Source organism: Kitasatospora nipponensis (assembly GCF_039528135.1).
In the GTDB taxonomy this organism is placed as follows: Bacteria; Actinomycetota; Actinomycetes; order Streptomycetales; family Streptomycetaceae; genus Kitasatospora; species Kitasatospora nipponensis.
Genome location: NZ_BAAALF010000014.1, coordinates 1 through 24480 on the forward strand (window position 1 = coordinate 1; position 24480 = coordinate 24480).

The 24480-nt window shown below is 74.4% G+C and carries 30 protein-coding genes; 24 read left to right on the forward strand and 6 right to left on the reverse strand.

Features of this window, described 5'->3' with window-relative positions:
• Both ABD323_RS06755 and ABD323_RS06760 read left to right on the forward strand, forming a co-directional pair.
• Positions 1–763 (forward strand): ABC transporter permease (locus tag ABD323_RS06755; RefSeq protein ID WP_344440292.1); only part of this gene is annotated, 763 nt, incomplete at its 5' end.
• Positions 764–798: 35 nt separating this feature from the next.
• Complete coding sequence (locus tag ABD323_RS06760; protein WP_344440293.1) at positions 799–1698, forward strand: ABC transporter permease; 900 nt, start codon at positions 799–801, stop codon at positions 1696–1698.
• Here ABD323_RS06760 and ybaK read toward each other — a convergent pair.
• Together ybaK and ABD323_RS06770 are read right to left on the reverse strand one after the other, a co-directional pair.
• On the reverse strand, positions 1685–2182 hold the full coding sequence (gene ybaK / locus ABD323_RS06765; protein ID WP_344440294.1) for a Cys-tRNA(Pro) deacylase: 498 nt from the start codon (positions 2180–2182) through the stop codon (positions 1685–1687). The genes ABD323_RS06760 and ybaK overlap by 14 nt on opposite strands.
• Positions 2183–2209: 27 nt before the next feature.
• Complete coding sequence (locus tag ABD323_RS06770) at positions 2210–2938, reverse strand: LON peptidase substrate-binding domain-containing protein (protein ID WP_344440295.1); 729 nt, start codon at positions 2936–2938, stop codon at positions 2210–2212.
• 172 nt (positions 2939–3110) lie between these two features.
• On the opposite strand from ABD323_RS06770, the gene ABD323_RS06775 reads away from it, so the two are divergent.
• Positions 3111–3731, forward strand: a complete 621-nt coding sequence (locus ABD323_RS06775) for a DinB family protein (RefSeq protein ID WP_344440296.1) — start codon at positions 3111–3113, stop codon at positions 3729–3731.
• A 329-nt stretch (positions 3732–4060) separates the two neighbouring features.
• The gene (locus tag ABD323_RS06780) at positions 4061–5536 is read left to right on the forward strand and encodes a hypothetical protein (RefSeq protein ID WP_344440297.1); all 1476 of its coding nucleotides are present in this window, start codon (positions 4061–4063) and stop codon (positions 5534–5536) included.
• Positions 5537–5606: 70 nt separating this feature from the next.
• Here the strand turns inward: ABD323_RS06780 and ABD323_RS06785 are convergent, their stop codons facing one another.
• The 3 genes from ABD323_RS06785 to ABD323_RS06795 form a co-directional block, all read right to left on the reverse strand.
• Positions 5607–5990 (reverse strand): hypothetical protein, encoded by a 384-nt coding sequence (locus ABD323_RS06785; protein WP_344440298.1) that lies wholly within the window; start codon positions 5988–5990, stop codon positions 5607–5609.
• Positions 5991–6037: 47 nt separating this feature from the next.
• Entirely contained in the window at positions 6038–6610 is a 573-nt protein-coding gene (locus ABD323_RS06790; protein ID WP_344440299.1) for a hypothetical protein, read from the reverse strand.
• A 97-nt stretch (positions 6611–6707) separates the two neighbouring features.
• Positions 6708–8618 (reverse strand): oxidoreductase, encoded by a 1911-nt coding sequence (locus ABD323_RS06795; RefSeq protein ID WP_344440300.1) that lies wholly within the window; start codon positions 8616–8618, stop codon positions 6708–6710.
• A 92-nt stretch (positions 8619–8710) separates the two neighbouring features.
• On the opposite strand from ABD323_RS06795, the gene hisD reads away from it, so the two are divergent.
• Genes hisD through hisF form a run of 8 tightly spaced genes read left to right on the forward strand, consistent with a single transcriptional unit; the run spans position 8711 to position 14506 of the window.
• On the forward strand, positions 8711–10045 hold the full coding sequence (gene hisD / locus ABD323_RS06800; RefSeq protein ID WP_344440301.1) for a histidinol dehydrogenase: 1335 nt from the start codon (positions 8711–8713) through the stop codon (positions 10043–10045).
• Entirely contained in the window at positions 10042–11139 is a 1098-nt protein-coding gene (locus ABD323_RS06805) for a histidinol-phosphate transaminase (protein ID WP_344440302.1), read from the forward strand. The genes hisD and ABD323_RS06805 overlap by 4 nt, the downstream gene beginning before the upstream one ends.
• 4 nt (positions 11140–11143) lie before the next feature.
• Positions 11144–11737 carry an imidazoleglycerol-phosphate dehydratase HisB gene (gene hisB, locus ABD323_RS06810; protein ID WP_344440303.1) on the forward strand — a complete coding sequence of 198 codons (594 nt, stop codon included), beginning with the start codon at positions 11144–11146 and terminating at the stop codon, positions 11735–11737.
• Positions 11734–11883: a hypothetical protein gene (locus tag ABD323_RS06815; protein ID WP_344440304.1), complete on the forward strand. Its 150-nt coding sequence runs from the start codon at positions 11734–11736 to the stop codon at positions 11881–11883. The genes hisB and ABD323_RS06815 overlap by 4 nt, the downstream gene beginning before the upstream one ends.
• A gap of 22 nt (positions 11884–11905) precedes the next feature.
• Positions 11906–12541 (forward strand): imidazole glycerol phosphate synthase subunit HisH, encoded by a 636-nt coding sequence (hisH, locus tag ABD323_RS06820; RefSeq protein ID WP_344440305.1) that lies wholly within the window; start codon positions 11906–11908, stop codon positions 12539–12541.
• A gap of 20 nt (positions 12542–12561) precedes the next feature.
• On the forward strand, positions 12562–13287 hold the full coding sequence (gene priA, locus ABD323_RS06825; RefSeq protein WP_344440306.1) for a bifunctional 1-(5-phosphoribosyl)-5-((5-phosphoribosylamino)methylideneamino)imidazole-4-carboxamide isomerase/phosphoribosylanthranilate isomerase PriA: 726 nt from the start codon (positions 12562–12564) through the stop codon (positions 13285–13287).
• Positions 13284–13739: a RidA family protein gene (locus ABD323_RS06830; RefSeq protein WP_344440307.1), complete on the forward strand. Its 456-nt coding sequence runs from the start codon at positions 13284–13286 to the stop codon at positions 13737–13739. Before priA ends, ABD323_RS06830 begins: the two co-directional genes overlap by 4 nt.
• Positions 13736–14506: an imidazole glycerol phosphate synthase subunit HisF gene (hisF, locus tag ABD323_RS06835; protein WP_344440308.1), complete on the forward strand. Its 771-nt coding sequence runs from the start codon at positions 13736–13738 to the stop codon at positions 14504–14506. Before ABD323_RS06830 ends, hisF begins: the two co-directional genes overlap by 4 nt.
• A 33-nt stretch (positions 14507–14539) precedes the next feature.
• Here the strand turns inward: hisF and ABD323_RS06840 are convergent, their stop codons facing one another.
• The gene (locus ABD323_RS06840) at positions 14540–15106 is read right to left on the reverse strand and encodes a hypothetical protein (RefSeq protein ID WP_344440309.1); all 567 of its coding nucleotides are present in this window, start codon (positions 15104–15106) and stop codon (positions 14540–14542) included.
• Between the two features lie 71 nt (positions 15107–15177).
• On the opposite strand from ABD323_RS06840, the gene hisI reads away from it, so the two are divergent.
• The 12 genes from hisI to ABD323_RS06900 all read left to right on the forward strand — a co-directional run bounded on the left by hisI (position 15178) and on the right by ABD323_RS06900 (position 24433).
• Positions 15178–15561, forward strand: a complete 384-nt coding sequence (gene hisI, locus ABD323_RS06845; RefSeq protein WP_344440310.1) for a phosphoribosyl-AMP cyclohydrolase — start codon at positions 15178–15180, stop codon at positions 15559–15561.
• Between the two features lie 42 nt (positions 15562–15603).
• Positions 15604–17121, forward strand: a complete 1518-nt coding sequence (locus tag ABD323_RS06850; RefSeq protein ID WP_344440311.1) for an anthranilate synthase component I — start codon at positions 15604–15606, stop codon at positions 17119–17121.
• Between the two features lie 66 nt (positions 17122–17187).
• Positions 17188–17856: a TIGR02234 family membrane protein gene (locus ABD323_RS06855; protein ID WP_344440312.1), complete on the forward strand. Its 669-nt coding sequence runs from the start codon at positions 17188–17190 to the stop codon at positions 17854–17856.
• Positions 17857–18055: 199 nt separating this feature from the next.
• Positions 18056–18334 carry an HGxxPAAW family protein gene (locus ABD323_RS06860; protein WP_344440313.1) on the forward strand — a complete coding sequence of 93 codons (279 nt, stop codon included), beginning with the start codon at positions 18056–18058 and terminating at the stop codon, positions 18332–18334.
• Between the two features lie 171 nt (positions 18335–18505).
• Positions 18506–18946, forward strand: a complete 441-nt coding sequence (locus ABD323_RS06865) for a DUF2752 domain-containing protein (protein WP_344440314.1) — start codon at positions 18506–18508, stop codon at positions 18944–18946.
• 232 nt (positions 18947–19178) lie between these two features.
• On the forward strand, positions 19179–19991 hold the full coding sequence (trpC, locus tag ABD323_RS06870) for an indole-3-glycerol phosphate synthase TrpC (RefSeq protein WP_344440315.1): 813 nt from the start codon (positions 19179–19181) through the stop codon (positions 19989–19991).
• Positions 19992–20001: 10 nt separating this feature from the next.
• Positions 20002–20151: a tryptophan biosynthesis modulator TrpM gene (gene trpM / locus ABD323_RS06875; protein WP_344440316.1), complete on the forward strand. Its 150-nt coding sequence runs from the start codon at positions 20002–20004 to the stop codon at positions 20149–20151.
• A gap of 59 nt (positions 20152–20210) precedes the next feature.
• Entirely contained in the window at positions 20211–21455 is a 1245-nt protein-coding gene (gene trpB, locus ABD323_RS06880) for a tryptophan synthase subunit beta (protein ID WP_344440317.1), read from the forward strand.
• 2 nt (positions 21456–21457) lie between these two features.
• Entirely contained in the window at positions 21458–22267 is an 810-nt protein-coding gene (trpA, locus tag ABD323_RS06885; RefSeq protein WP_425555885.1) for a tryptophan synthase subunit alpha, read from the forward strand.
• A gap of 241 nt (positions 22268–22508) precedes the next feature.
• Positions 22509–22697: a hypothetical protein gene (locus ABD323_RS06890; protein ID WP_344440318.1), complete on the forward strand. Its 189-nt coding sequence runs from the start codon at positions 22509–22511 to the stop codon at positions 22695–22697.
• A 126-nt stretch (positions 22698–22823) separates the two neighbouring features.
• A complete protein-coding gene (locus ABD323_RS06895; protein WP_344440319.1) occupies positions 22824–23378 on the forward strand; it encodes a MauE/DoxX family redox-associated membrane protein in 555 nt (184 codons plus the stop codon).
• 182 nt (positions 23379–23560) lie between these two features.
• On the forward strand, positions 23561–24433 hold the full coding sequence (locus ABD323_RS06900) for a DsbA family protein (protein ID WP_344440320.1): 873 nt from the start codon (positions 23561–23563) through the stop codon (positions 24431–24433).
• Positions 24434–24480: the final 47 nt, after the last annotated feature.

Genomic DNA, 24480 nt, shown 5'->3' on the forward strand with positions numbered 1-24480 from the left:
CGCCGCCCCGCTCGCCCCCGCCGCGCGGCTGCTGCCCGCGCTGGCGGCCGTCTACCGCGCGCAGCTGACCCGGGCCAAGGTGGCCCGGATCCCGCTGATGTTCGTGGCCACCTTCCAGTCGGTGGGCATCCTGGTGATGATGCGCGGGGTCGTGGACGGCGGCGACAACCCGGCGGCCCGCGCGGTGGTGGCCGGCTCCAGCGTGCTGGTGGTGGCCTTCGTGGCCCTCAACCTGCTCGCCCAGTACTTCGGCAGGCTGCGCGCCACCGGCGGCCTGGACCACTACGCGACGCTGCCCGTGCCGGCCGCCTCCGTGGTGCTCGGTGCGGCCGGCGCCTACGCCTCCTTCACGCTGCCCGGGGCGCTGGTCACCGCAGGCCTGGGCGCCGCGCTCTTCGGCCTGTCCTGGGCACACCTGTGGGTGCTGCTGCTGGTGGTGCCGCTGGCCGGTGCGGCGCTCTCCGGGCTGGGCGCGGCCTGCGGGCTGCTCGCCCCCAAGCAGGAGATCGCCACCATGCTCGGCCAGCTGGGCATGTCCGCCGCGCTGCTGCTGGGCGTGCTGCCCGCCTCCCACCTGCCGGCGGCGATCCGCGCGCTGCGCGACCTGCTGCCCTCGACCTACGGGGTCGAGGCCTTCGCGCGGACCTTCGCGGCCCGGCCGAACTGGCCGGCGGTCGCCGGTGACCTGGCCGTCTGCGCCGCCGTCGGGGTGCTCTCGCTGACCCTGGCGACCTGGGCCTACCGCCGCGCCACGACCCGTTAGCCGGTTCCGCCGGTGCGGCGTGAAACGATGGAGCCGTGACCGTACCGAACACTCCGCCGGACGCCGGCCTCCTGCCGCCCGCCCCGCAGCAGCCGTCCCGACTCCAGCGCGGACTGCGCGAGCTCTGGACGGCCGCCCCGATCGGGCTGGTCTGCCTGCTGCTCGGCGTGGTCATGGGCCTGCTCTGGCTCTGGTGGGCCCCCGAGGTGCCGCTGGTGGTGCACGGGCAGAGCGTGCTCTACGTGGACCCCGAGGGCGAGCAGCGGGCCGCCGCTGACGGAACCTTCCTGCTGCTGGGCGTCGGCTTCGGCCTGCTCACGGCGGGCGGCGCGTTCGTGGCCACCCGGCAGCGCGGCGGCGGCATCGCGGTCGCGGTGCTGCTCGCGGTCGGCGGCCTGTTCGGCTCGCTGATCGCCTGGAAGCTGGGCGCCGCGCTGGGCCCGACGACGAACCTGGTGGGTCACGCCAAGCAGGTCGGCGACGGGCACACCTTCTACGAGGCCCTCGACCTGGGGGCCAAGGGCGCGCTGCTGGCCTGGCCGATGACCGCGATGGTGGTGCTGCTGGGGCTCTCGGCGGCGCTGGGCAAGCGCGAGGAGGACCCGCCGCCGTACTGGGCCGGTACGCCGTGGGCGCTGGCGGGGGAGGACGGGCACGAGCACGCGCACGAGCACGACGAGGTCGAGCGGGGCGGGGTGTGGGGCGTGCCGGGTGCGTCTGGTGTGGCGGACGGACCGGCTGCGCCCGACCTGCCGCCGCTGCCGGGGGCTTCGGCTCCGCCGGTGGACGCGGCTCCGGCTCCGGCCGCGCCGGTCGCGCCACGGCCCGAGGCGCCCGTGGACCGGACGCCCGAGCAGCGTCCGGGCGAGGACGAGCGTGCGGCCGAGCAGCACCCCGCCGACCGGCGGCCGGGCGGGTCGGTCAGCGCCGGCTGATCGCCGCACTGACGGCGCCGGTCAGCCGCAGCAGGTCGCCCGGCGCCAGCTCGACCTCCAGGCCGCGCCGGCCGGCCGACACGTAGATCGTCGGGTGGTCGAGGGCGCCGGCGTCCAGCACGGTGCGCAGCGCGCGGCGCTGCCCCAGCGGCGAGATGCCGCCGCGGACGTAGCCGCTGCTGCGCTCGGCCGCCGCCGGATCGGCCATCGCCGCCCGCTTGCCACCGACGGCCGCCGCCAGCGCCTTGAGGTCCAGCTGCCCCGCGACCGGCACGACGCCGACCGTCAGCGCGCCGTCGACCTCGGCCACCAGCGTCTTGAAGACCCGCTCCGCATCGACGCCCAGCGCCTGCGCGGCCTCGCCGCCGTAGGAGGCGGCGGCCGGGTCGTGGTCGTAGGCGTGCACGGTGAACGGCACGCCGGCCGCCTCCAGGGCCACCGTCGCGGGGGTGCCCTTGCCGCCGCTGCCGCTCTTCTTCGCCATGGGGCGTCCCCTGTCGCTTCGGGTCGTTCAGTTCGGGCTGAACGCCTGCCGGGTCAGGTCCACGGCCGGGACCGAGGGCAGCCAGGCCAGCACCGCGGTCTCCCGGCGCAGCAGCTCCAGCTCGATGCTCAGCCGGGAGGCGGTGTCGGGGCAGGCGAGCAGCCGCTGCTTGACCGGGACCTCCAGCACGGAGGCGGCCGCGACCAGGTAGGAGAGCACCTGCGGATCGTCGGGCAGCTCCTGCTCGCCGCTCAGGCTCGCCTGCCGGGCGCCGGCCAGCCGCTTCTGGTACGCCCGGAAGGCCCGCTCCACCCCGCCCGCCAGCGCGCCCGCGCCCTCGCCGGGCTGCTCCTCGATCGTCTCCACCTCACCCACCAGGTACGGCCCGCCGGTCTCCACCGAGCGCAGCCGGAACCGGGTGGTGCCGGTGACCAGCAGTTCGTAGCGCCCGTCGGCCTGCGGGCTCACCGAGGCGACGTCCGCGACGCAGCCGATGTGGTGCATGGCCTCCAGCGGGTCGCCGGTGATGGTGCCCAGGCCGTCCAGCGGCCCGGCCGGGCCCTCGCCCTCGGTCACCGGCGCCACCTCGCGGCCGTCCTTGATGGCCAGCACCCCGAACCGCCGGGGTTCCTCCTCGGGCAGGGCCACGAGGTCGGCGACCAGCCGTCGGTAGCGTTCTTCGAAGACGTGCAGGGGCAGCACGAGACCGGGGTAGAGCACCGCGTTCAACGGGAAGATCGGCAGCCGTTCTGTCACGGCGCACAGCGTAGCCGCCCGCCGGAGCCCGCCGGGCAACCCCGGTGGAGGCCCGCGCGTGGGGCCGGCGTGCGCAGGGAAAATCGGGGGTGCCGGTTGGGGCGGGTGTGGCAGGGTGCGGAGCGGCGGACCGGTCGTGCCGCTGCTCGCCGGCCCACCACTGGAGTGTTCGATGACGCCGCCGCCGCGCCTGGTCCCGTTGCTGGAGCAGTTCGACTTCGCGTACCAGCGCCTCGCGGACCGCCTGGCGGGTCCGGTCGTGGACAGCGGCAACGGGACGGACGTCGAGGTCGTCCCGCTCACCGACGAGGAGTACCACTGGGAGCCGGTGCCCGGCTGCTGGTCGGTCAGGCGACGCACGGACGGCCCCGGCCCGCGGGCGACCGTCCTGGACGGAGCGGGCGCATGGGGACGCGACGGGGCACCCGCCCCGCACCCGGTTCCGCCGCCCTTCACCACCCTGGCCTGGCGGCTGAGCCACCTCACCGAGATGCTGATCCTGCGCGCCGACCACACGGTGGGAAGCCGCACGCTCACCCGGGAGGACGTGCCGGTCGGCGCGGACGCGGCCGAGGCGGTGGCCGCCCTGCGCACCGGCGCGGCAGCCTGGCGCGCGGCCCTGCTCGCCGCGGACGACGCGGCGCTCGACACGGTCGGGCACAGCGGCTACCCGTACGGCAGCGACCCGGAGGACGTGTTCCTGGACATCGTCTGGTGGGTCAACCAGGAACTGCTCCACCACGGCGCGGAGATCGCGCTGCTGCGCGACCTGTACGCGGCACGCGGGGAGTAGGGGCAACGGCTGTTCGTGCCCGGCGTGAGACGTCGGACCCGCCGACTTCAACCGGGCGGGCGGGTGTGGTGGATGCGGAGCGGGTCGTGGCTGCGGCGGGGGCCGGCGGGCTTGCGCCGGTGGGCCGTTGACGTGTGGTGGGGCTTCCCGGCGGGCGGCCCTCTCGGCAGAAGCGGTATGCCTGCGGTGCGAGGTGGTCCGGCCGGGCTTGACCTGTCCGAGGTGACGGGCACGGCATTCTCGACCGGAATCCGCGTGGTCGGTTGGCGACCGCGGGTGAGGGGGAGCCGGCGGCGGTGGTGCGGAAGCCCCCCTGGCATGCTGGCCGCATGGACGCTGACGCTCTGACCCCGGTTCACCTCGACGAGGTGATGGACGGGTTGGCGACGAACGCCGCCCTGCCGGCTCCCATGGTCCGGCGGATGTTCGCATGGCGCCGGGGGATGGGGAAGGTGGCGAAGCGTCCGGACCTGACCGAGGACATGATCGCCGAGATCATCGCGATCGACGACCACTGGCTCCTGCACGGCCTGGCGCTCAACGACCGGCTGCCGGATCGGTTCCGTGTCCGACTGGCCACCCATCGGGACGAGGCGGTGCGGGCCGCGCTCGTCGTCCACGCCGCGACTGCGCCCAGGGCGATGTTCGAACAGCTCATCGACGACCCCGACCGACAGGTCCGCGAGTACCTGGCCGGGGGCCACCACACACCGCCCGACCTCCGGGCCCGCCTCGTCGCCGACCTCGACCCCGCGATCCGGGCCGCGCTGGCGAAGCACTGGACACAAGCACCGGAAGCGATCCGCCGGATCCTGCTGACCGACCCCGAGGCCGCGGTCCGCGCCGCGGCCTGTTCGACGTACTACGCCCGTCGGCCGCATCCGGTACCGCCCTCGGACCTCCTGTCGGCCCTGCTGGCAGACCCGGTGACCCGGGCGGGCGCAGTCATTCACGCTGTTCTCGACGCGGACACTCTCCGGCGGCTCGCCGAGGATCCGAGCAGCACGGTTCGCGCTGAACTCGCCAGGCATCCCGATCTGCCGCCGTCCGTTCGCGACGTCCTCGCCGTCGATCCGGCCCTGAGCGTCCGGGTGAAGGTCTTCGCCCGGCCGGATACGCCAGAACACGTGCGGGCGCAGATCCACGCCTCGATTCACGAGCTCTCACGTTCGACGGCCGACCCGGGGGACGACGCGGACGACGAAACGCTCCTGGAGTGGTTCGAGAACGAGTTCGCGCCCACGGAACTGCGGATCCTGCGGCTGCCCTGGGTGACGGCCGATCCGGTGCCGCACGTCGATTCGCCCTACGTCAGCTTCCGGGTCTCCGCGGCCGCCAGCAGGGTCCTTCCCGCCGAAGCGGTGGCCCGACTGCTCGACGACGAGGAGGAGCTGGTGCGCCTCACCATGGCGTCCAGCGCCCCGCACCTGGTCGATCCCGCGACCGCCGAGAGCATCGAGCGCCGTTACCGGCCCCGGGGGGACAAGTTCACGTTCTGGTGGGACAAGAAGGAGGTCCTGACATTCCCCCCGGCCGCCCTGCGCCGCTTCGCCACCGACCCTGAGCCCCGGCTCCGCTCCTTCGCGCCGCGCGATCCGGATCTGCCCTCGGACCTCGCCGAGAAGCTGGCCGCCGACCCCGAGGACCGCGTCCGCCGCGCGGTCGCGCCCCACGGCAACCTCCCGCTCCGGTCCCTGCTCCGGCTCCTCGCCGACCCCTCGCAGCGCGTCGCGGAGGCTGCCGCCGCCTCACCGTTCCTTCCCGTCGAGCACATGGAGCGTCTGCTGGCCCGGGCGGGCCTGTAGCCGCCGAGTCGCCCAGGCTCCGCCGGGCCGACTGTGGCCACTGATGCGGAAGAGCGCATCGGCCCAGGGCTCAGGGGCCCGGTTGGGGGGCGGGGGCGTAGTAGGCGGTGAGGGGGCCGCCGGGGTGGGACTGCTGGAACCAGATGACCCGGCGGGCTCCGCCGATGTAGGCCGGGGCGCTGACCCAGAGGTCCTGGTGCGGGGCGCGTTCGTTGCCGGGGATCAGGGCGGCGTCGGTGGCGTCGGCGGCGATCTCGCGCAGCAGGGCCTCCGCCGTGGCCTCGGCGGCGGCCGGGGCGATGGCCAGGGCGGTCAGGGCGTGCCAGAGGTCCATGGCGACGAAGGCGATCGGCCGGTGGCCCAGGGCGGCGTGCGCCCTGGGGTCCTGGTAGGCGCACACCGCCCCCGCCCGGGCGACGGGCCGGGAGGAGGGTGCCGAGGGATCGGGGTGCATGCCGTGCAGGGTAGTGGCGTCCCGGCCGGAACGCCCCACCCCCGGGTCTACCGCTCGGGCCGTTGCCGGGGCCGCCGCCGCAGGAACCGGCCGGTGAGGACCCGGCTCAGGCGGGGGTGGCGCCGGGCGAACCAGTCGCTACGCATCACCGCGGCGGCGGCGGCGAGGGCGCCGGCCCGGGCGGCCAGCTCGGCGACCCGCAGGCAAACCTCGGCCCGGGTCGCCCCGCCGAGGTCGACGGCGGAGAGCGCCGTGGCGACGCCGAGCCCGTAGAACCAGCCGGCGCCGACGGCCTGCCGCACCGCCCGGCGACGGGCGGCGGCCAGGGCCTGCGCCGCGTCCATCGGCGCGTCCTGGTCCGTCGGGAACCACACGCCGGCCGCCTGGGCCACGACGACCCCCAGGGAGAGCCAGCAGAAGGTGAGCAGCGGCATGTAGTCGGGCTCGCCCTGGCCGGAGCGCGGGGTGTAGACGACGGCCTGACCGAAGGCGATCAGGGCCCAGAGCGCCCAGCAGCCCAGCAGCGCGCTGCTCACCGGCGGCCGGGAGAGCACGCCCGTCAGCCACGCGCGCGAGCCCGGCTCGGGGGCGGCCGGCCGGGGCACGGCGGGTTGGGACACGGCGGGTTGGGGGACGGCCGGCGGAGTGGCAGCCGGCTCGCCGGGCGTCTCGCCGGGTATGCGGTCCGGCGGAGTCCCGTCCTGCATCAGCGTCCCCCTACCCGCGTTGCAGCAGCCGGCTGGCGCCGGCCGCCGCCGTGGTGGCCAGCACCCAGCCGGAGAGCACCAGGGCCGCGCTCAGCCACTGCCCGAAGCCGGCCGGCGCCCAGCCGTCCTGGCCCAGGTCGACGATCGGCAGCACCAGGCTCAGCGCGTAGAGCGCCGCGTTCCAGTGCGGGTGCTCGTCGAGCTTGACCGGTGGCGGCTGGTGGCCGGTGAACCAGACGGTGCCCAGCGCCCAGGCGGCGACCAGCCAGAGCGCCGCGCGCCCGGGGCGGTAGCCGTAGCCGACCGTGACGTCCTGCAGCAGGTCCCAGATCCGGCCGGGCAGCGGCAGGGCGCTGCGGCGGCGGCGCTGCTTGGCGTAGAGCACCACCCGGGCGTCCTCGTCGCGCCCGTCGCGGCGCAGCGCGGCGGCGAGCTGCTCGTACGGCTCGGGGCGGTACTTGTCGAGCGCCTGGTCGAGCCAGGCGATCCGCTGGTGGGCGGTGAAGGTGACGTCCTCCGGCGGGCGCAGCGACTCGTAGGCGAAGCCGGTCAGCCGGACCCGGCCGTTGTCGGGCCAGGCGCCGGGGGTGTCCACCAGGTTGCCGATCCGGGCCCGGGAGAGCGCGACCGTGCCGGTGGGCGGGGTGGGGCAGGTGAAGCGCAGTTCGGGGGTCTGGATCCGGCGCAGCGACAGCTCCTGGCCCTCGCCCAGGTGGAACTCGGCGCCGGCGATCAGGCAGGTGCTCTCGAACCGCCCGTCCTCCAGCCGGACCCCGCCGTAGGCGCGGAAGGGGATGCTGCGCCCGCCGGCCGGCGGGGCCTCGCCGAAGCCCTGGCCGTACATCCCGGCGGCGGGGGCGGGGGCGGGGGCGGGCTGCCGGGAGCTCTGGCGCGGCAGGCGCGAGGTGAGGCGCGGCGCGGGCTCGTGCTCGTTCAGCCGGCGTGGGTCGTGGGTCTGCGGCAGTCCGTACGAGCCGCTGTCCTCGTCGTTGTCGCTGCCACCGCCGCCGGTGCGGGTGGGGAAGTACGGGCCCGGGTCGGTGTGCGGCAGGCTGTAGCCGATCTCCTCCAGTCGGTGCGGGTCGGCGGCGGAACCGGCGCCGGCGGCGTTCGCCCCAGCGGTGGTGTTCGCGTCGGCGTCGGCGTTCGCCGCGGCCGTGGCGCCCGCCGTCACGGCCCGGCCGGCCTGGGCGCCCGCGGCCCAGGCGCTCAGGTAGAAGGTGTTGCCCACGGTGATCCGGGCCGCGTCCAGGCAGTTGCGCTGGCCGGGACGGGCGTGCAGCTCGGCGCCGCGCAGCGAGAGCCGGCCGCCGATCCGGGCCGTGCGCAGGCTCAGCTGCCCGTCGCAGACCAGCCGGTCGGCCTCGAAGTCCTGGTGCACCGACAGCCCGTCGGCGGAGAACGCCCGGTCGGCCTGGTCGCCGGTCACCACCAGGTAGTTGGCGATCAGGTCGGTGCCGATCTGGGCGTCGGTCAGGCGCACCCCGGAGGCGACCGTGCAGCGGGCCAGCACCAGGTCTCCGGCGGTGGCCAGCCGGGAGGCGTCCAGCCGGGGGAACCAGCAGCCGTCGAAGCGCACGGTGCCGGCCCGGGCCTCGGAGAGCAGCACGCCGGTGTCGAAGTGGCAGCCGCGCAGCTCGACGAAGGACTCGATCACCCCGCCCGCCAGGTCGAGGCGTCCGGTGATCAGCGCGCCGGTGAGCTTGAGCCCGCGCACCGTGCCGGGCACCGGTCCCGGGCCGGCCAGCAGCAGCCGCGCCAGCACCTCGGCGCGGACCGTGCGCGCGGGCCCCCAGCCGGCCGGATCGGCCGGGTCGTCGGTGGCCGGATCCCCGCTGCTGAGGTCGCAGACGGCGCCGTGGCGGTAGTCCCGCCAGAGCCTGCGTTCGACCGAGCTCCACTCCCGCGGCGCCTCGTCCACCCCTGCTCCCCCTCCTGTGCGATCGTCTCAGCCTTCGTATCACGGACTGAAATGCGGGACCGGGGAATCCGGTCACTCCTTACACTGGCTCTGTGATCTCTCGAATCGACCTGCGCGGCTCCCTCGAGGACCCGCGAGACCTGCTGCCCCGAGCCGAGTTCGACGTCGAGGCCGCCCTGGAGAAGGTGCGCCCGATCTGCGAGGACGTACGCCATCGTGGGGTCGCGGCGCTGGTCGAGCTCACCGAGCGGTTCGACGGGGTCCGGCTGGGCTCCACCCGGGTGCCCGAGGCGGAGATCTCCGCCGCCCTCGAGACGCTGGACCCGAAGGTGCGCGCCGCGCTGGAGGAGTCGATCCGCCGCGCCCGGCTGGTCCACCACGAGCAGCGCCGCACCGACCACACCACCCAGGTGGTGCCGGGTGGTTCGGTCACCGAGCGCTGGGTGCCGGTGGACCGGGTCGGCCTCTACGTACCCGGGGGTCTGGCGGTCTACCCGTCCTCCGTCGTGATGAACGTGGTCCCGGCCCAGGAGGCCGGGGTGCCCGGCATCGCGGTCACCTCGCCGCCGCAGAAGGACCACGGCGGCCGGGTGCACCCCACGATCCTGGCGGCCTGCGCGCTGCTCGGCGTGCGCGAGGTGTACGCGGTCGGCGGCGCCCAGGCGATCGCGATGTTCGCCTACGGCACCGAGGAGTGCGCGCCGGTCAACCTGGTCACCGGGCCGGGCAACATCTACGTGGCCGCCGCCAAGCGGCTGCTCAAGGGCCGGATCGGGATCGACGCCGAGGCCGGTCCCACCGAGATCGCCGTGCTGGCCGACGACAGCGCGGTGCCCGCCGAGGTGGCCGCCGACCTGATCAGCCAGGCCGAGCACGACCCGATGGCCGCCTCGGTGCTGGTCACCGACTCCCTGGCGCTGGCCGACGCCGTCGAGGTGGAGCTGGAGCGCCAGGTCGCCGAGACCAAGCACCGCGAGCGGGTCACCGAGGCGCTGACCGGGCGGCAGTCCGGCACCGTGCTGGTGGACGACCTCGAGCAGGGCCTGCGGGTGGTCAACGCCTACGCGGCCGAGCACCTGGAGATCCAGACCCGGGACGCGGCCGCGGTGGCCGCCCGGGTGCGCAACGCGGGCGCGATCTTCGTGGGCCGCTACGCGCCGGTCTCGCTGGGCGACTACGCGGCCGGCTCCAACCACGTGCTGCCCACCGGCGGCTGCGCCTGCCACTCCTCGGGCCTGTCCGTGCAGTCCTTCCTGCGTGGCATCCACGTGATCGACTACGACCGCCGGGCACTGGCGGAGGTCGCCGCGCACGTGGTCAACCTCGCGAACGCCGAGGACCTGCCCGGTCACGGTGACGCCGTTCGGGCACGTTTTGCCGAAGGCGAACTAGACCTGCACAGCGACTGGACGGTTCCCGACGCGTGAAGATCGACGACCTGCCGGTCCGCGACGAGCTGCGCGGCCAGTCGCCCTACGGCGCCCCGCAACTGGACGTCCCGGTCCAGCTGAACACCAACGAGAACCCCTACCCGCTGCCCGAGCCGCTGGTGGCCCGGATCGCCGAGCGGGTCGCCGAGGCGGCCCGCGCCCTCAACCGCTACCCGGACCGTGACGCGGTCGAGCTGCGCACCGAGCTGGCCCGCTACCTCACCCGCACCACGGGCTTCGAGCGCGGCGTGGCGCAGGTCTGGGCGGCCAACGGCTCCAACGAGGTCATCCAGCAGTTGCTGCAGACCTTCGGCGGCCCCGGCCGCAGCGCGCTGGGCTTCGAGCCCTCCTACCAGATGCACGAGCTGATCTCGCGCGGCACCGGCACCCGCTGGATCGCCGGTCCGCGCCGGGCGGACTTCACCATCGATCTGGACGCGGCCGTCGCCGCGCTGGCCGAGCACCGTCCGGACGTGCTCTTCGTCTGCTCCCCGAACAACCCCACCGGCACCGCCGTGGACGCGGCCACCGTGCTCGCGCTCTACGAGGCCGCGCAGGCGGTCAAGCCGACCGTGGTGATCGTGGACGAGGCGTACGTCGAGTTCTCGCACCGCCCCTCGCTGCTGCCGCTGCTCGCGGGCCGGCCGCTGATGGTGGTCACCCGCACCATGTCCAAGGCCTTCGGCGCGGCCGGCCTGCGGCTGGGCTACCTGGCGGCCGACGCCGCCGTGGTGGACGCCGTGCAGCTGGTGCGGCTGCCCTACCACCTGTCGTCGGTCACCCAGGCCACCGCGCTCGCCTGCCTGGAGCACACCGACACCCTGCTCGGGTACGTGGCGCGGCTCAAGGCCGAGCGCGACCGGCTGGTCGAGGCGCTGCGCGCGCTGGGCCTCGAGGTCACCGAGTCGGACTCCAACTTCATCCAGTTCGGCACGTTCGAGGATCCGCACGCCGTCTGGCGGGCGATCCTCGGGCACGGCGTGCTGATCCGCGACAACGGTGTCCCCGGACACCTGCGGGTCACCGCCGGCACCCCCGAGGAGAACGAGGCCTTCCTGGCCGCCGTCTCCACCGTGATCAAGGAGCTGTAACCGCATGACCCGAACCGGGCGCATCGAGCGCACCACCAAGGAGACCTCGGTCCTGGTCGAGATCGATCTCGACGGCACCGGCAAGACCGACATCTCCACGGGCGTCGGGTTCTACGACCACATGCTCGACCAGCTGGGCCGGCACGGCCTGTTCGACCTCACCGTGAAGACCGAGGGCGACCTGCACATCGACACCCACCACACCATCGAGGACACCGCCCTCGCGCTGGGCGCCGCCTTCAAGCAGGCGCTCGGCGACAAGGTGGGGATCTACCGGTTCGGCAACTGCACCGTCCCGCTGGACGAGTCGCTGGCCCAGGTGACCGTCGACCTCTCCGGCCGTCCGTACCTGGTGCACACCGAGCCGGCCGGCATGGCGCCGATGATCGGCAACTACGACGTGACGATGACCCGGCACATCCTGGAGTCCTTCGTGGCCCAGGCGCAGATAGCCCTGCACGTGCACGTCCCCTACGGGCGCAACGCGCACCACATCGTGGAGTGCCAGTTCAAGGCGCTCGCCCGGGCGCTGCGCTACGCCGCCGAGTTCGACCCGCGCGCGGCCGGCATCCTCCCCTCGACCAAGGGTGCACTGTGAACAAGGCCACGCTCTTCATCGTCGTCGGTCTCTTCCTGGGCGGCGGGGTGTACTCGTTCTGGAAGCAGAAGCTGCCCAAGGGCGTGATCGCGGTGCTCGCCATCGGCTCGGTGCTCTGCCTGGCCGCCGGCCTCATGCGCCTCTAGAGACTGGAGAGTGGGAACCCCGATGGGCAAGAACGTCGTGGTCTTCGACTACGGATCAGGAAACCTCCGCTCCGCCCAGCGGGCGGTGGAGCGCACCGGTGCCACCGTCACCGTGACCTCCGACTTCCAGCAGGCGATGGACGCCGACGGCCTGCTGGTACCGGGCGTGGGCGCCTTCGAGGCGTGCATGCGCGGCCTGCGGGCGGTGCGCGGTGAGCAGATCATCGGCCGCCGGCTGGCCGGCGGACGCCCGGTGCTGGGGATCTGCGTGGGCATGCAGATCCTCTTCGAGCGCGGGGTCGAGCACGGTGTGGAGAGCGCGGGCTGCGACGAGTGGCCCGGCACGGTCGAGCCGCTGGACGCGCCGATCATCCCGCACATGGGCTGGAACACCGTCGAGCGCCCGGCGAACAGCCGGCTCTTCGCCGGCCTGGACGCCGACGCCCGGTTCTACTTCGTGCACTCCTACGGCGTGCGCCGCTGGGAGCTGGAGGTGACCAACGAGCGGATCAACGCGCCGCTGGTCAGCTGGACCACGCACGGGCAGCCGTTCGTCGCGGCCGTCGAGAACGGCCCGCTCTGGGCCACCCAGTTCCACCCCGAGAAGTCCGGCGACGCCGGCGCCGCCCTGCTGACCAACTGGGTCAACACCCTCTGAAGCCTGGAAGGTTGCACACCATGAGCCGCCTCGAACTGCTGCCCGCCGTCGACGTCCGCGACGGGCAGGCGGTGCGCCTGGTCAAGGGTGCCTCCGGCACCGAGACCTCCTTCGGCGAGCCGCTCGCCGCCGCCCTGGCCTGGCAGCACGCCGGCGCCGAGTGGCTGCACCTGGTCGACCTGGACGCCGCCTTCGGCACCGGCTCCAACCGCGAGCTGCTGCGCGAGGTGACCGCCGCGCTCGACATCAAGGTCGAGCTCTCCGGCGGCATCCGCGACGACGCGTCGCTGGCCGCGGCGCTGGCCACCGGCTGCACCCGGGTCAACCTGGGCACCGCCGCCCTGGAGTCCCCCGAGTGGGTCGCCAAGGTGATCGCCGAGCACGGCGACAAGATCGCGGTGGGCCTGGACGTGGTCGGCACCACGCTGCGCGGCCGCGGCTGGACCCGCGACGGCGGCCACCTCTACGAGGTGCTGGCCCGGCTCGACTCCGAGGGCTGCGCCCGGTACGTGGTCACCGACGTCAACCGGGACGGCACGCTGACCGGTCCCAACCTCGAGCTGCTGCGCAACGTCTGCGCCGCCACCGACCGGCCCGTGGTCGCCTCCGGCGGGGTCTCCTCGCTGCAGGACCTGCGGGACATCGCCACCCTGGTGCCGGTAGGTGTCGAGGGTTCGATTGTGGGCAAGGCCCTCTACGAGCAGAAGTTCACCCTCGAAGAGGCCCTGGAGGCTGTGTCACTGTGACGGACCGTCAGATCGTTCGTGGCCGTATCGCCGGATTCTCCCCCTGGGAGGACCAGTTCGGCTACTCGCGGGCGGTCGCCGCCGGCGACTACGTCCACGTCTCCGGCTCCACGGCCTGGGTGGACGGGAGGATCGAGCACGAGGGCGACCCGTACCGGCAGACCCTGGCCGCCTTCGGTGTCGGGCTCACCGCCCTGGCCGCGTACGGTCTGAGCGCGGCGGACGTGATCCGCACGCGGATGTACATCACCCATGTCCGGGACGCCGACGAGGTCGGTCGCGCGCACCGGCTGCTCTTCGACGCCAGCCGTCCGGCCGCCACCATGGTCGTGGTGGAGGGCCTGATCGACTCCCGGATGATGGTCGAGGTCGAGCTCGACGCCCACCGGGTCGGACTCGCGAACTCCCTGGCGAACCCTGCGAATTCTGTGGAAGGCACCAGCACACCATGACCCTGGCCGTTCGAGTCATCCCCTGCCTGGACGTCGACGCGGGCCGGGTGGTCAAGGGCGTCAACTTCCGGAACCTGCGCGACGCGGGCGACCCGGTGGAGCTCGCCAAGCTCTACGACGCCCAGGGCGCGGACGAGTTGACCTTCCTGGACATCACCGCCTCGTCCGGTGACCGGGAGACCACCTACGACGTGGTGCGCCGCACCGCCGAGCAGGTCTTCATCCCGCTCACCGTCGGCGGCGGGATCCGGGCCGTCGAGGACGTCGACCGGCTGCTGCGGGCCGGTGCCGACAAGGTCGGCGTCAACACCGCCGCGATCGCCCGCCCGGAGCTGATCGCCGAGATCGCCCAGCGCTTCGGCCGCCAGGTGCTGGTCCTGTCGGTGGACGCCCGGCGCTGCCCCGAGGGCACCGAGACCGCCTCCGGCTACGAGGTCACCACCCACGGCGGGCGCCGCGGCACCGGCCTGGACGCGGTCGAATGGGCCCAGCGGGCCGCCGAGTTGGGCGCCGGTGAGATCCTGCTCAACTCGATGGACGCGGACGGCACCAAGGACGGCTACGACCTCGCGATGATCGGCGCGGTGCGCGAGCGGGTCGCCGTGCCGGTGATCGCCTCCGGCGGGGCCGGCAAGCTCGCCGACTTCGCGCCGGCGGTCGCCGCCGGCGCGGACGCGGTGCTGGCCGCCTCGGTCTTCCACTTCGGCGACCTGACGATCGGCGACGTCAAGGGCGCGCTGCGCGAGGCCGGCCACCCGGTCCGCTGACCGGCCGCCACCCGCTGAAGGGCTGACGGGCCGTCAGTTCTTCAGCGGGGCGGTCAGTTTCTGCCCGCCCGGCCGCTGGGCCGCGGTCAGCAGGCAGGTGGCGTCGCGCCAGCCCTGGTCGTAGAAGACCAGCGAGGGGCCCACCGGGAAGGCGAACCAGGTGCCGTCGCCCTGCCGGGTCCGCCAGTCGTCGACGAAGGGCCGGCAGGCGGTCAGCAGGGCCTGGCCGATCTGGCTCTCCTTGGTCAGCCCGTCCGGCAGCACCGGGTTGCCGATCGCCTGACCGTCGTGCGACTGCCCGCAGTCGCCCGCCTGCGCCTGCGGGAGCCCGGGGGTGAGCTGCGGCACGCTCACGCAGGTGCCGATCGCGAAGTACGGGTAGGGCACCACCTTGCTGGGACTGGGCGAGGGGGAGGGCGAGGGCGAGGCGCTGGGGGAGGGCGGCGGCGCGGGCGCCGCCACCGGCTTCTTCGCGGCCGGCCAGAGCAGGGCCAGCAGCAGCGCGCCGACGCCGAGCAGGGCCAGGACGGCCACGAGCGGGAGCAGGCGGCGGCCGGGGCGCGCGGGCGGGGTCGGGGGCTGGGTCAGCGGCGGGGTCATGGGCATCAGAATCCCGCAGCGAGCCCGCCCGCGGGGCGGCTTTCGCGGAGATCGCCTGACACAATGTCCGCATGTCATCCGCATCCCAGGACACCCCCGCCGCCCCCGGCAGCACCGCGCTCGACCCGGCGATCGCGGCCCGCCTCAAGCGCACCGAGGACGGCCTGCTGCCCGCGGTCGCCCAGCAGTACGACACCGGCGAGGTGCTCATGCTCGGCTGGATGGACGACGAGGCGCTGCACCGGACGCTGACCACCGGGCGCTGCACCTACTGGAGCCGCAGCCGCAGCGAGTACTGGGTCAAGGGCGACACCTCCGGCCACCTCCAGCACGTGAAGTCGGTCGCGCTGGACTGTGACGGCGACACCCTGCTGGTCCAGGTCGACCAGGTCGGCGCGGCCTGCCACACCGGCGCCCGGACCTGCTTCGACGAAGACGTCCTGCTGCCCCGCTGACCCCACCCGCCCGCATCCTCCAGAGAGTTCGGTGCCCCCGCCATGGACCGTGACGTCTTCCGCAAGCTCGCCGCCGACACCCGGGTCATCCCGGTCACCCGCCGGCTCCTGGCGGACGGCCTCACGCCGATCGGCCTCTACCGCTCGCTGGCCGCCGAGCGCCCGGGCACCTTCCTGCTGGAGTCGGCCGAGCAGGGCCGCAGTTGGTCGCGCTACTCGTTCGTCGGGGTGCGCAGCGCCGCCACCCTGACCACCGGCCCGGACGGCGGGGCCCGCTGGCTGGGCACCGTGCCGGTCGGCATCCCGCGCACCGGCGACCCGTTGGCGGTGCTGCGCGCGGCCGTCGAGGCGCTGCACACCCCGCGCGACGGTGACGACGGCCTGCCGCCGCTGACCGGCGGCCTGGTCGGCTACCTCGGCTACGACATCGTGCGCCGGCTGGAGAAGCTGCCCGAGCTGACCCCCGACGACCTGAAGCTGCCCGAGCTGACCATGATGCTGGCCACCGACCTGGCGGTGCTCGACCACGTCGACGGCACGGTGCTGCTGATCGCCAACGCGGTCAACCACAACGACCTGGCAAGCGGCGTCGACGAGGCGTACGAGGACGCGGTGGCCCGGCTGGACGCGATGGAGGCCGAGCTGCTCAAGCCGGTCGACCCGGGCCTGGCCACCTTCACACCGGTCGCGGCCGAGGCCCACTCGCCCTTCGGCGGCGCGCCCTACCGGGCCGCGGTCGAGGAGGTCAAGGAGCGGATCCGGGCCGGCGAGGCCTTCCAGGTGGTCCCCTCGCAGCGCTTCGAGGCGCCCTGCCCGGCCAGCGCGCTGGACGTCTACCGGGTGCTGCGCACCACCAACCCCAGCCCGTACATGTACCTCTTCCGCTTCCCCGGCCCGGACGGCGGGGCCGAGGGCGGCTTCGACGTGGTCGGCTCCAGCCCGGAGGCGCTGGTCAAGGTGACCCACGGGCAGGCGATGCTGCACCCGATCGCCGGCACCCGGCACCGCGGCGCCACCCCGCAGGAGGACGCCGACCTGGCCGCCGAACTGCTCGCCGACCCCAAGGAGCGCGCCGAGCACCTGATGCTCGTCGACCTGGGCCGCAACGACCTGGGCCGGGTCTGCACCCCGGGCAGCGTCGAGGTGGTCGACTTCATGTCGGTCGAGCGCTACAGCCACGTGATGCACATCGTCTCCACCGTCACCGGCCAGGTCGCCGCCGACCGCACCGCCTTCGACGTGCTCACGGCCTGCTTCCCCGCCGGCACCCTGTCCGGCGCCCCCAAGCCGCGCGCGATGCGGATCATCGAGGAGCTGGAGCCCACCCGCCGCGGCCTGTACGGCGGTTGCGTCGGCTACCTCGACTTCGCCGGCGACGCCGACACCGCGATCGCGATCCGCACGGCGGTGCTGCGCGACGGCACGGCCTACGTGCAGGCGGGTGCGGGCGTGGTCGCCGACTCCGACCCGGCGAGCGAGGACACCGAGTGCCGCAACAAGGCCGCCGCCGTGCTGCGCGCGGTCGCCACCGCCAACACCCTGCGCAGGCCGGTGGTGTGAGCGGCGCCCCGGGGCCGGCGCGGACCCGGTGGCCGGGATCGGGCGGACTCGGGGGATAGTGGACGGGTGACTACCCCGCCTGCCGCCGCCCCCGCCGCTCCTCCCCTCGCCTCCGCGCCCGCCGCTCCCGCCGCCGGTGGCGGCGAGCGCCGCACGCTGCTGGTGATGCTGCTGCTCACGCTGGCCGGCGCGGTGCTGGTGCTGGTCTCGGTGGGGCGGACCTGGGCGCAGGGGAAGGTCGCGGGGCAGCTGGCGGTCAGCGCGACCGGCAGCGACGTCTCCGGGCTGCCGGGGGCGCTGGCGCTGGTCGGGCTGGCCTCGGCGGTGGCGATCTTCGCGGTGCGCGGGGCCGGGCGGCTCGCGGTGGGCGCGCTGGTGACGCTGGCCGGCCTGGGCACGGCGGTGGCCGCCGCGCTGGGCGCGGGCGACAGCTCCACCGTGGACGCGGCCGCCGCCCGCAAGCTCGCGCTGCTGGGCACCACGGCCGAGCAGGTCAGCCACACCGCCTGGCCGTGGGTGGCGGCGCTGGGCGGGCTGCTGCTGGCGGCGGCCGGCCTGCTGACCCTCACGCGCGGCCGGCACTGGCCCACCATGGGCACCCGCTACGACGCCCCGGCCGCGGCCGGAGCCCGTGCGGCGAAGGCCCCGGCCCCGGCGCGGGCCGAGGAGCGCGAGAGCGCGGCGGACCTGTGGAAGGCGCTGGACCGCGGCGAGGACCCCACCGCCGGACGGTGAGCCGCGGGCGGCGGGCTGCCCGCGGTGGGCGGGCGTCAACCTCGCGTCGTGCGTGACCGTCCTCACTCGGACCCGGCTTGGGGCCCCCGAGCGGCGTCCGCAACAATGGAGAGTGACAATCCGCCGAGGCCGGTCAGGGAAGCTTTCCCGCAGGGCCTGGCCGGAACCCCGGTAGGACCGCAGAACCAAGGAGTACCCAGTGGCGGCTTCATCCCACGGACACACCCCCGCAGCCTGGACCGGCGCGGCCATCGCGTTCGTCGGCTTCTGTGTCAGCGGCGCGGCCATGATCATGCCCTCGATCCCGCTCTTCTGGGTCGGCATGGTGGTCGTGGTGGCCGCAGGTGTCGTCAGCAAGGCGATGGCGATGGCCGGGATGGGCAAGCAGCCCGACCCCGCCGTGGAGGCGATCAAGGCCGAGCAGCGCAAGCTGCGCGAGGCCGCCACCGCGCGCGAGGCCGTCACCGTCGGCGCCTGACCCGCAGGTCGCGCCCCGCGCGACGGGCGAGCGAACGCTCGCCGCTGGTGTTCCCGGACCGGGGCACCGGGCCCACGCCCCTCGAGGCGGCGGGCGCCCGGTGCCCCGGTCCGCTGCCTTTCACCCGCGCGGCGTAACGCAGCGCACCCCCGCAGCGGGCACAATCAGCGGGTGACCGCCCCCAGTACCCCGGCCGGCGCCCCCGGCGCGCTGCGCCGCCTCGCCTCCCCGCTCAGCGCCCTGGCCGCCGTGGCGCTGCCCACCGCCTTCGTCGCCACCGTGGACCCGAACAGCCCGGGCCACTACCCGACCTGCCCCTTCCTGCAGCTGACCGGCTGGTGGTGCCCGGGCTGCGGCGGCCTGCGCTGCGTGCACGCGCTGACCCGCGGCGAGCTCGGCGTCGCCGTGCACGACAACCTGCTCGCCGTCGCGCTCTTCGGGGTGCTGGGCGTGCTGTGGGTGCGCTGGGCCCGGGCGGCGCTGACCCGCCAGGCGCCGCCGGGCTTCTCACCGGGACTGCGGCACGTGCTGGCGCTGATCGCTCTGATGGTGGCCTTCACCGTCCTGCGCAACCTGCCGGCCGGTGGCTGGCTGGCGCCCCCGCTGGTCTGAGCCCGGCGCCCGGCCCGTCCGGGCGGGGACCGTGCGGGCGTGGACCGTGCCGTGCCCCGCAGCTCAGCGCCCGGTCCGCTCCGCGAGACGCGCGCCGGGCGGATGCGCCCCGCGCGCCCCGGTGCCGATACCATCGAGTTGCCGACAGGGGCGTGGAACCCGTTCGAATCCGCTTCGACTCCGCGCCGCCCACTGCATCGTCCGGCTAGCAGATTGATGGGGGCGCCAGCGCATGAGCGTGCTCGACGAGATCATCGACGGGGTCCGTGAGGACCTCGCGGTGCGGCAGGCCCAGGTCTCCCTGGACGAGCTCAAGGAGCTGGCCGCCAAGGCGCCCGACGCCAAGGACGGCGTGGCCGCCCTGCGCGGCGAGGGCGTGCGGGTGATCTGCGAGGTCAAGCGCTCCAGCCCGTCCAAGGGCGCGCTGGCCGCGATCGCCGACCCGGCCGCACTCGCCACGGACTACGCGGCCGGCGGCGCCGCCGCGATCAGCGTGCTGACCGAGCAGCGCCGCTTCGGCGGCTCGCTCGCCGACCTGGACGCGGTGCGCGCGGCGGTGGACACCCCGCTGCTGCGCAAGGACTTCATCGTCACCGCCTACCAGCTCTGGGAGGCCCGCGCGCACGGGGCCGACCTGGCGCTGCTGATCGTCGCGGCGCTCGAGCAGCCCGCGCTGGTCTCGCTGATCGAGCGGGCAGAGTCGATCGGCCTCACCCCGCTGGTCGAGGTGCACGACGAGGAGGAGATCGCCCGCGCGGTCGACGCCGGCGCCCGGATCATCGGGGTCAACGCCCGCAACCTGAAGACCCTCGAGGTGGACCGCAACACCTTCGGCAACGTGGTGGACGCGATCCCCGCGCACATCGTCAAGGTCGCCGAGTCCGGCGTGCGCGGCCCGCACGACCTGATCGCCTACGCCAACCTGGGCGCCGACGCGGTGCTGGTCGGCGAGTCGCTGGTGACCGGCCGGGACCCGAAGTCGGCCGTCGCCGACCTGGTCGCCGCCGGCGCCCACCCGGCGCTGCGCAACAACGGCCGGAGCTGACCCCACCGCCATGGCCATCGCCACCCGACTCCAGAAGGGCTGCCGCCCGCGCGGCTGCCGGGCGCCCGCGCGCCGGGCCCTGGGTCGGCGGGTGCGGTACGTGATCGGCTGCGAGCCCGGGCAGGTGCCGGGCGCGCGATGGCGCCGGACGCACGGCTGACCACGCCGTTCCGATCCGCAGTCACGCCACCACGTCACGCCACCACGCGAGGATCACCCATGTCCACGAACGATCACCTGCCGGGCCCGCAGGTCCCCGACGCCCGGGGCTACTTCGGCGCCTACGGCGGCCGCTTCATCCCGGAGGCGCTGGTCGCCGCCGTCGAGCAGGTCGCCGAGGAGTACGAGAAGGCCAAGCACGACCCGGCCTTCGCCGCCGAGCTCGAACTGTTGCTCAAGGACTACACCGGCCGGCCCAGCCCGCTCACCGACGTGCACCGCTTCTCCGCCGAGGCCGGCGGCGCGCGGGTGCTGCTCAAGCGCGAGGACCTCAACCACACCGGCTCGCACAAGATCAACAACGTGCTGGGCCAGGCCCTGCTCACCCGCCGGATGGGCAAGACCCGGATCATCGCGGAGACCGGCGCCGGCCAGCACGGCGTGGCCACCGCCACCGCGTGCGCGCTCTTCGGCTTCGAGTGCACCATCTACATGGGCGAGGTCGACACCGAGCGGCAGGCGCTCAACGTGGCCCGGATGCGGATGCTCGGCGCCGAGGTGGTGGCCGTGAAGTCCGGCAGCCGCACCCTCAAGGACGCCATCAACGAGGCGTTCCGCGACTGGGTCGCCAACGTCGACACCACCCACTACCTGTTCGGCACGGTGGCCGGCCCGCACCCCTTCCCGGCCATGGTCCGCGACTTCCACCGGGTGATCGGCGTGGAGGCCCGCGCCCAGGTGCTGGAGCGCACCGGCCGGCTGCCGGACGCCGTGGTCGCCTGTGTGGGCGGCGGCTCCAACGCCATCGGCATCTTCCACGAGTTCATCCCGGACGCCGGCGTGCGGCTGGTCGGCTGCGAGGCGGCCGGCGAGGGCGTCGAGACCACGCGCCACGCGGCCACCCTCACCAAGGGCGAGCCCGGCGTGCTGCACGGCGCGCGCAGCTACGTGCTGCAGGACGAGGACGGCCAGACCGTCGAGAGCCACTCCATCTCGGCCGGCCTGGACTACCCGGGCATCGGCCCCGAGCACGCCTGGCTCAAGGACACCGGCCGGGCCGAGTACCGCCCGGTCACCGACGACGAGGCGATGCAGGCGCTGCGCCTGCTCTCGCGCACCGAGGGCATCATCCCGGCCATCGAGAGCGCCCACGCGCTGGCCGGGGCGCTGGTGCTGGGCCGCGAGCTGGGCCCCGACGCGGTCCTGCTGGTCAACCTCTCCGGCCGCGGCGACAAGGACATGCACACCGCCGCGCAGTACTTCGGCCTCTACGACGACGCCGCCAACGCCACCGGGAGCAACTGAGCATGAACACCAAGCTGAGTGGCATCCTGGCCGCCGCCAAGGCCGAGGACCGGGCCGCGCTGATCGGCTACCTGCCGGCCGGCTTCCCCAGCGTCGAGGGCGGGATCCGGGCGGTGAACGCGCTGCTGGAGGGCGGCTGCGACATCGTCGAGGTCGGCCTGCCGCACTCCGACCCGGTGCTGGACGGCCCGACCATCCAGACCGCCGACGACATCGCGCTGCGCGGTGGCGTGCGGATCAAGGACGTGCTGCGCACCGTCGAGGAGGTCGCCGCGGCGCACCCGGCGGCCGCGGTGCTGGTGATGACGTACTGGAACCCGGTGGACCGCTACGGCGTCGAGCGGTTCGCCGCCGACCTGGCCGCGGCCGGCGGCACGGGGGCGATCCTGCCGGACCTGCCGGTCGAGGAGTCCGAGGGGTGGCGCGCGGCGGCCGAGGCGCACGGGCTGGCCACCGTCTTCGTGGTCGCCCCCAGCAGCCAGGACCGGCGGCTGGCGCAGGTCACCGCGGCCGGCAGCGGCTTCGTCTACGCGGCGGCCGTGATGGGCGTGACCGGCAGTCGCGCGCAGGTCGGCGAGCTGGCCGAGGACCTGGTCGCGCGCACCCGGGCCACCACCGACCTGCCGGTCTGCGTGGGGCTGGGCGTCTCCACCGCGACCCAGGCCGCCGAGGTGGCCGGCTTCGCCGACGGGGTGATCGTCGGTTCGGCCTTCGTGCAGCGGATCCTGGACGCGGGGGGCGACGAGCCGGCGGCGCTGGCCGCGGTGCGCGCGCTGGCCGCCGACCTCGCGGCGGGCGTGCGCAAGCGCTGACCGCCGTACACCGAGCACGGTGCTCCCCAGGGGCACTGACGGCCCGTCACTCCGCCGTAGGAGTGACGGGCCGTCGTCGTGGGCGGCCGTGACCCTCCCCGTTCGGGTGAACTCTGAGCGCCTGACGTGTCATCGACCCGGGCCGGGCGTTGCATCTGGTGCGGCAGGGGGAACACTTCCGGCCGTCGCCGTTCGTGTACCGCTCGCCGCCGTTGAAGCCGATCGTCCGAAGGGACCCGCCGTGGCCTTCCTGCATCGCGCCGTACTGCTCAGGGCCGCCGCCGCGGCGTTGGTGCTGGCCGCGGCCTTCGGGAGCGAGCACGCGGTGGGGCACGCGCTGGCCCGGCGGGGCGCCGAGCGCGCCGCGCACCAGGCGGACCAGCACGGCAGCGCGCAGCGGCACGGCCAGGCGGTCAAACGGGACAGGTAGGCCATACTCACTCTTTCGGGCGAACAGGGCAATGTGCGGGAATCCTCCGATATCCCCTACGGTTCGTCAGGTAGCCGCGGCGGTCGACCCGTCGGGCGGCCGACGTCCTCGGAGGGGGTTCATCAGATGGCCAGTCAGCAGCACAGTCCACCGGCGTCGCCGAGCGGCCGGGCCGACGGACCGTCACCGTCCGGGCTGCGGCGGGCCGTCGGGCGGGTGATCGAGCCCCCGGCCGCCGAGTGGATCAGCACCGCGGTGCGGCTGGGCCTCGCCGTGGTCTGGGCCTGGGCCGGCCTCGCCAAGATCTCCGATCCGGCGGTGGCGGCGCAGGCGGTGCGGGCCTACCGGATCCTGCCCGAGGGGCTGGTCAAACCCGTCGGCTACGGGCTGCCCTTCCTGGAGCTGGCGCTGGCCCTGCTGCTGGTGATCGGACTCGGCGTGCGGATCGCCGCGGTGATCTCCGCGGTGCTGCTGCTGACCTTCATCGCCGGCATCACCTCCGCCTGGGCGCGCGGCATCTCGATCGACTGCGGCTGCTTCGGCGGCGGCGGCGCGGTGGACGCCTCGCAGACCCAGTACCTCCAGGAGATCCTGCGCGACTGCGGGTTCCTGCTGCTGGCGCTCTGGCTGATCCTGCGGCCGCGCTCCAAGGCGTCGGTGGACGCCTGGCTGGCGGCCTAGCCCACCGGCCCCGCCCCTGTGCCCGTCCGTTCGTCCGCCCCCCGTTCGTCCGCCCACCCGTTCGTCCGCCCGTCCGCCCTCCGGCCGTGCCGTGCGCCGGCCCGGTCCGCCGTCGGCCGGTGCGCCGCTGCCCCGGGCCGGCCGCCGTCCCCGAACCGAACCTCCTGGAATCGACAGAGACATTGAGTGAGAAGAACCGAGAAGGCAAGCGCTCGGCCCGCGACCAGATGCGCGAGCAGCGCGCCGCCCAGGAGGCGCGGGACGCGCGCAAGAAGAAGCTGATCGTGCTCGGCGCGGTGCTGGCGGTGCTGGCGGTGGCGGTCGGCATCGGCGTGGCGGTGCAGAGCAACCGCTCCAGCTCGGACACCCCCAGCGCGGCCCCGGCCGGCGCGATCGGCAACAAGAACCTGGTGATCCCGGACGGCCCGGCCAACGCGCCCTCCACGCTCACCGTCTACGAGGACCCGCGCTGCCCGGCCTGCGGCCAGTTCGAGCGCGAGTTCGCGCCGACCATCGACCAGCTGCAGGACCAGGGCAAGCTCTACGGCAACTACCACATCGTCTCGTTCATCGACCGGCACGACGGCGGCAAGGGCTCCAAGAACGGCGCCAACGCGCTCGCCTGCGCCCAGGACGCCGGGTACTTCCGGGCCTACCACGACGTGCTGTACCGCAACCAGCCGCAGGAGACGGTCGACCCCTGGAAGGACAAGTCGCAGCTGATCACCCTCGCCAAGCAGGTCCCCGGTCTGGACACCCCCGCCTTCGAGCAGTGCGTCAACAGCAACAAGTTCGGCAGCTGGGTCTCGGCGGTGGAGCAGGACTTCGACAAGTCCGGCTACACCTCCACCCCGACCGTGCTGCTCAACGGCAAGCCGATCTACCCCAAGAACGGCACCGAGGACATCACCCCGGACAACCTGGTGAAGTGGGTGAACGAGGCCAACGCGGGCAAGACCCTGGGCACCACCGGCAGCGCCTCGGCCAGCCCCGCGCCCACCAGCACGGCGGCCGAGACCGACCCCAACCAGCCGGCCGCCAGCCCCGCCGGCTGACCTCCCCGGCCGGCCCCGGCGGCCGGCCCCGTCCGCCGAGCTCGGCG

What these genes read in the sequence shown, in the direction of transcription:
- ybaK (WP_344440294.1), bottom strand. Translation starts at nt 2,182, where the DNA reads ATGGCGAAGAAGAGCGGCAGCGGCGGCAAGGGCACCCCCGCGACGGTG.
- ABD323_RS06775 (WP_344440296.1), top strand. Translation starts at nt 3,111, where the DNA reads ATGACGCCGCCGCCGCGCCTGGTCCCGTTGCTGGAGCAGTTCGACTTC.
- ABD323_RS06780 (WP_344440297.1), top strand. Translation starts at nt 4,061, where the DNA reads ATGGACGCTGACGCTCTGACCCCGGTTCACCTCGACGAGGTGATGGAC.
- ABD323_RS06785 (WP_344440298.1), bottom strand. Translation starts at nt 5,990, where the DNA reads ATGCACCCCGATCCCTCGGCACCCTCCTCCCGGCCCGTCGCCCGGGCG.
- hisB (WP_344440303.1), top strand. Translation starts at nt 11,144, where the DNA reads ATGACCCGAACCGGGCGCATCGAGCGCACCACCAAGGAGACCTCGGTC.
- hisH (WP_344440305.1), top strand. Translation starts at nt 11,906, where the DNA reads ATGGGCAAGAACGTCGTGGTCTTCGACTACGGATCAGGAAACCTCCGC.
- priA (WP_344440306.1), top strand. Translation starts at nt 12,562, where the DNA reads ATGAGCCGCCTCGAACTGCTGCCCGCCGTCGACGTCCGCGACGGGCAG.
- hisF (WP_344440308.1), top strand. Translation starts at nt 13,736, where the DNA reads ATGACCCTGGCCGTTCGAGTCATCCCCTGCCTGGACGTCGACGCGGGC.
- ABD323_RS06840 (WP_344440309.1), bottom strand. Translation starts at nt 15,106, where the DNA reads ATGACCCCGCCGCTGACCCAGCCCCCGACCCCGCCCGCGCGCCCCGGC.
- hisI (WP_344440310.1), top strand. Translation starts at nt 15,178, where the DNA reads ATGTCATCCGCATCCCAGGACACCCCCGCCGCCCCCGGCAGCACCGCG.
- ABD323_RS06850 (WP_344440311.1), top strand. Translation starts at nt 15,604, where the DNA reads ATGGACCGTGACGTCTTCCGCAAGCTCGCCGCCGACACCCGGGTCATC.
- trpC (WP_344440315.1), top strand. Translation starts at nt 19,179, where the DNA reads ATGAGCGTGCTCGACGAGATCATCGACGGGGTCCGTGAGGACCTCGCG.
- trpM (WP_344440316.1), top strand. Translation starts at nt 20,002, where the DNA reads ATGGCCATCGCCACCCGACTCCAGAAGGGCTGCCGCCCGCGCGGCTGC.
- trpB (WP_344440317.1), top strand. Translation starts at nt 20,211, where the DNA reads ATGTCCACGAACGATCACCTGCCGGGCCCGCAGGTCCCCGACGCCCGG.
- trpA (WP_425555885.1), top strand. Translation starts at nt 21,458, where the DNA reads ATGAACACCAAGCTGAGTGGCATCCTGGCCGCCGCCAAGGCCGAGGAC.
- ABD323_RS06895 (WP_344440319.1), top strand. Translation starts at nt 22,824, where the DNA reads ATGGCCAGTCAGCAGCACAGTCCACCGGCGTCGCCGAGCGGCCGGGCC.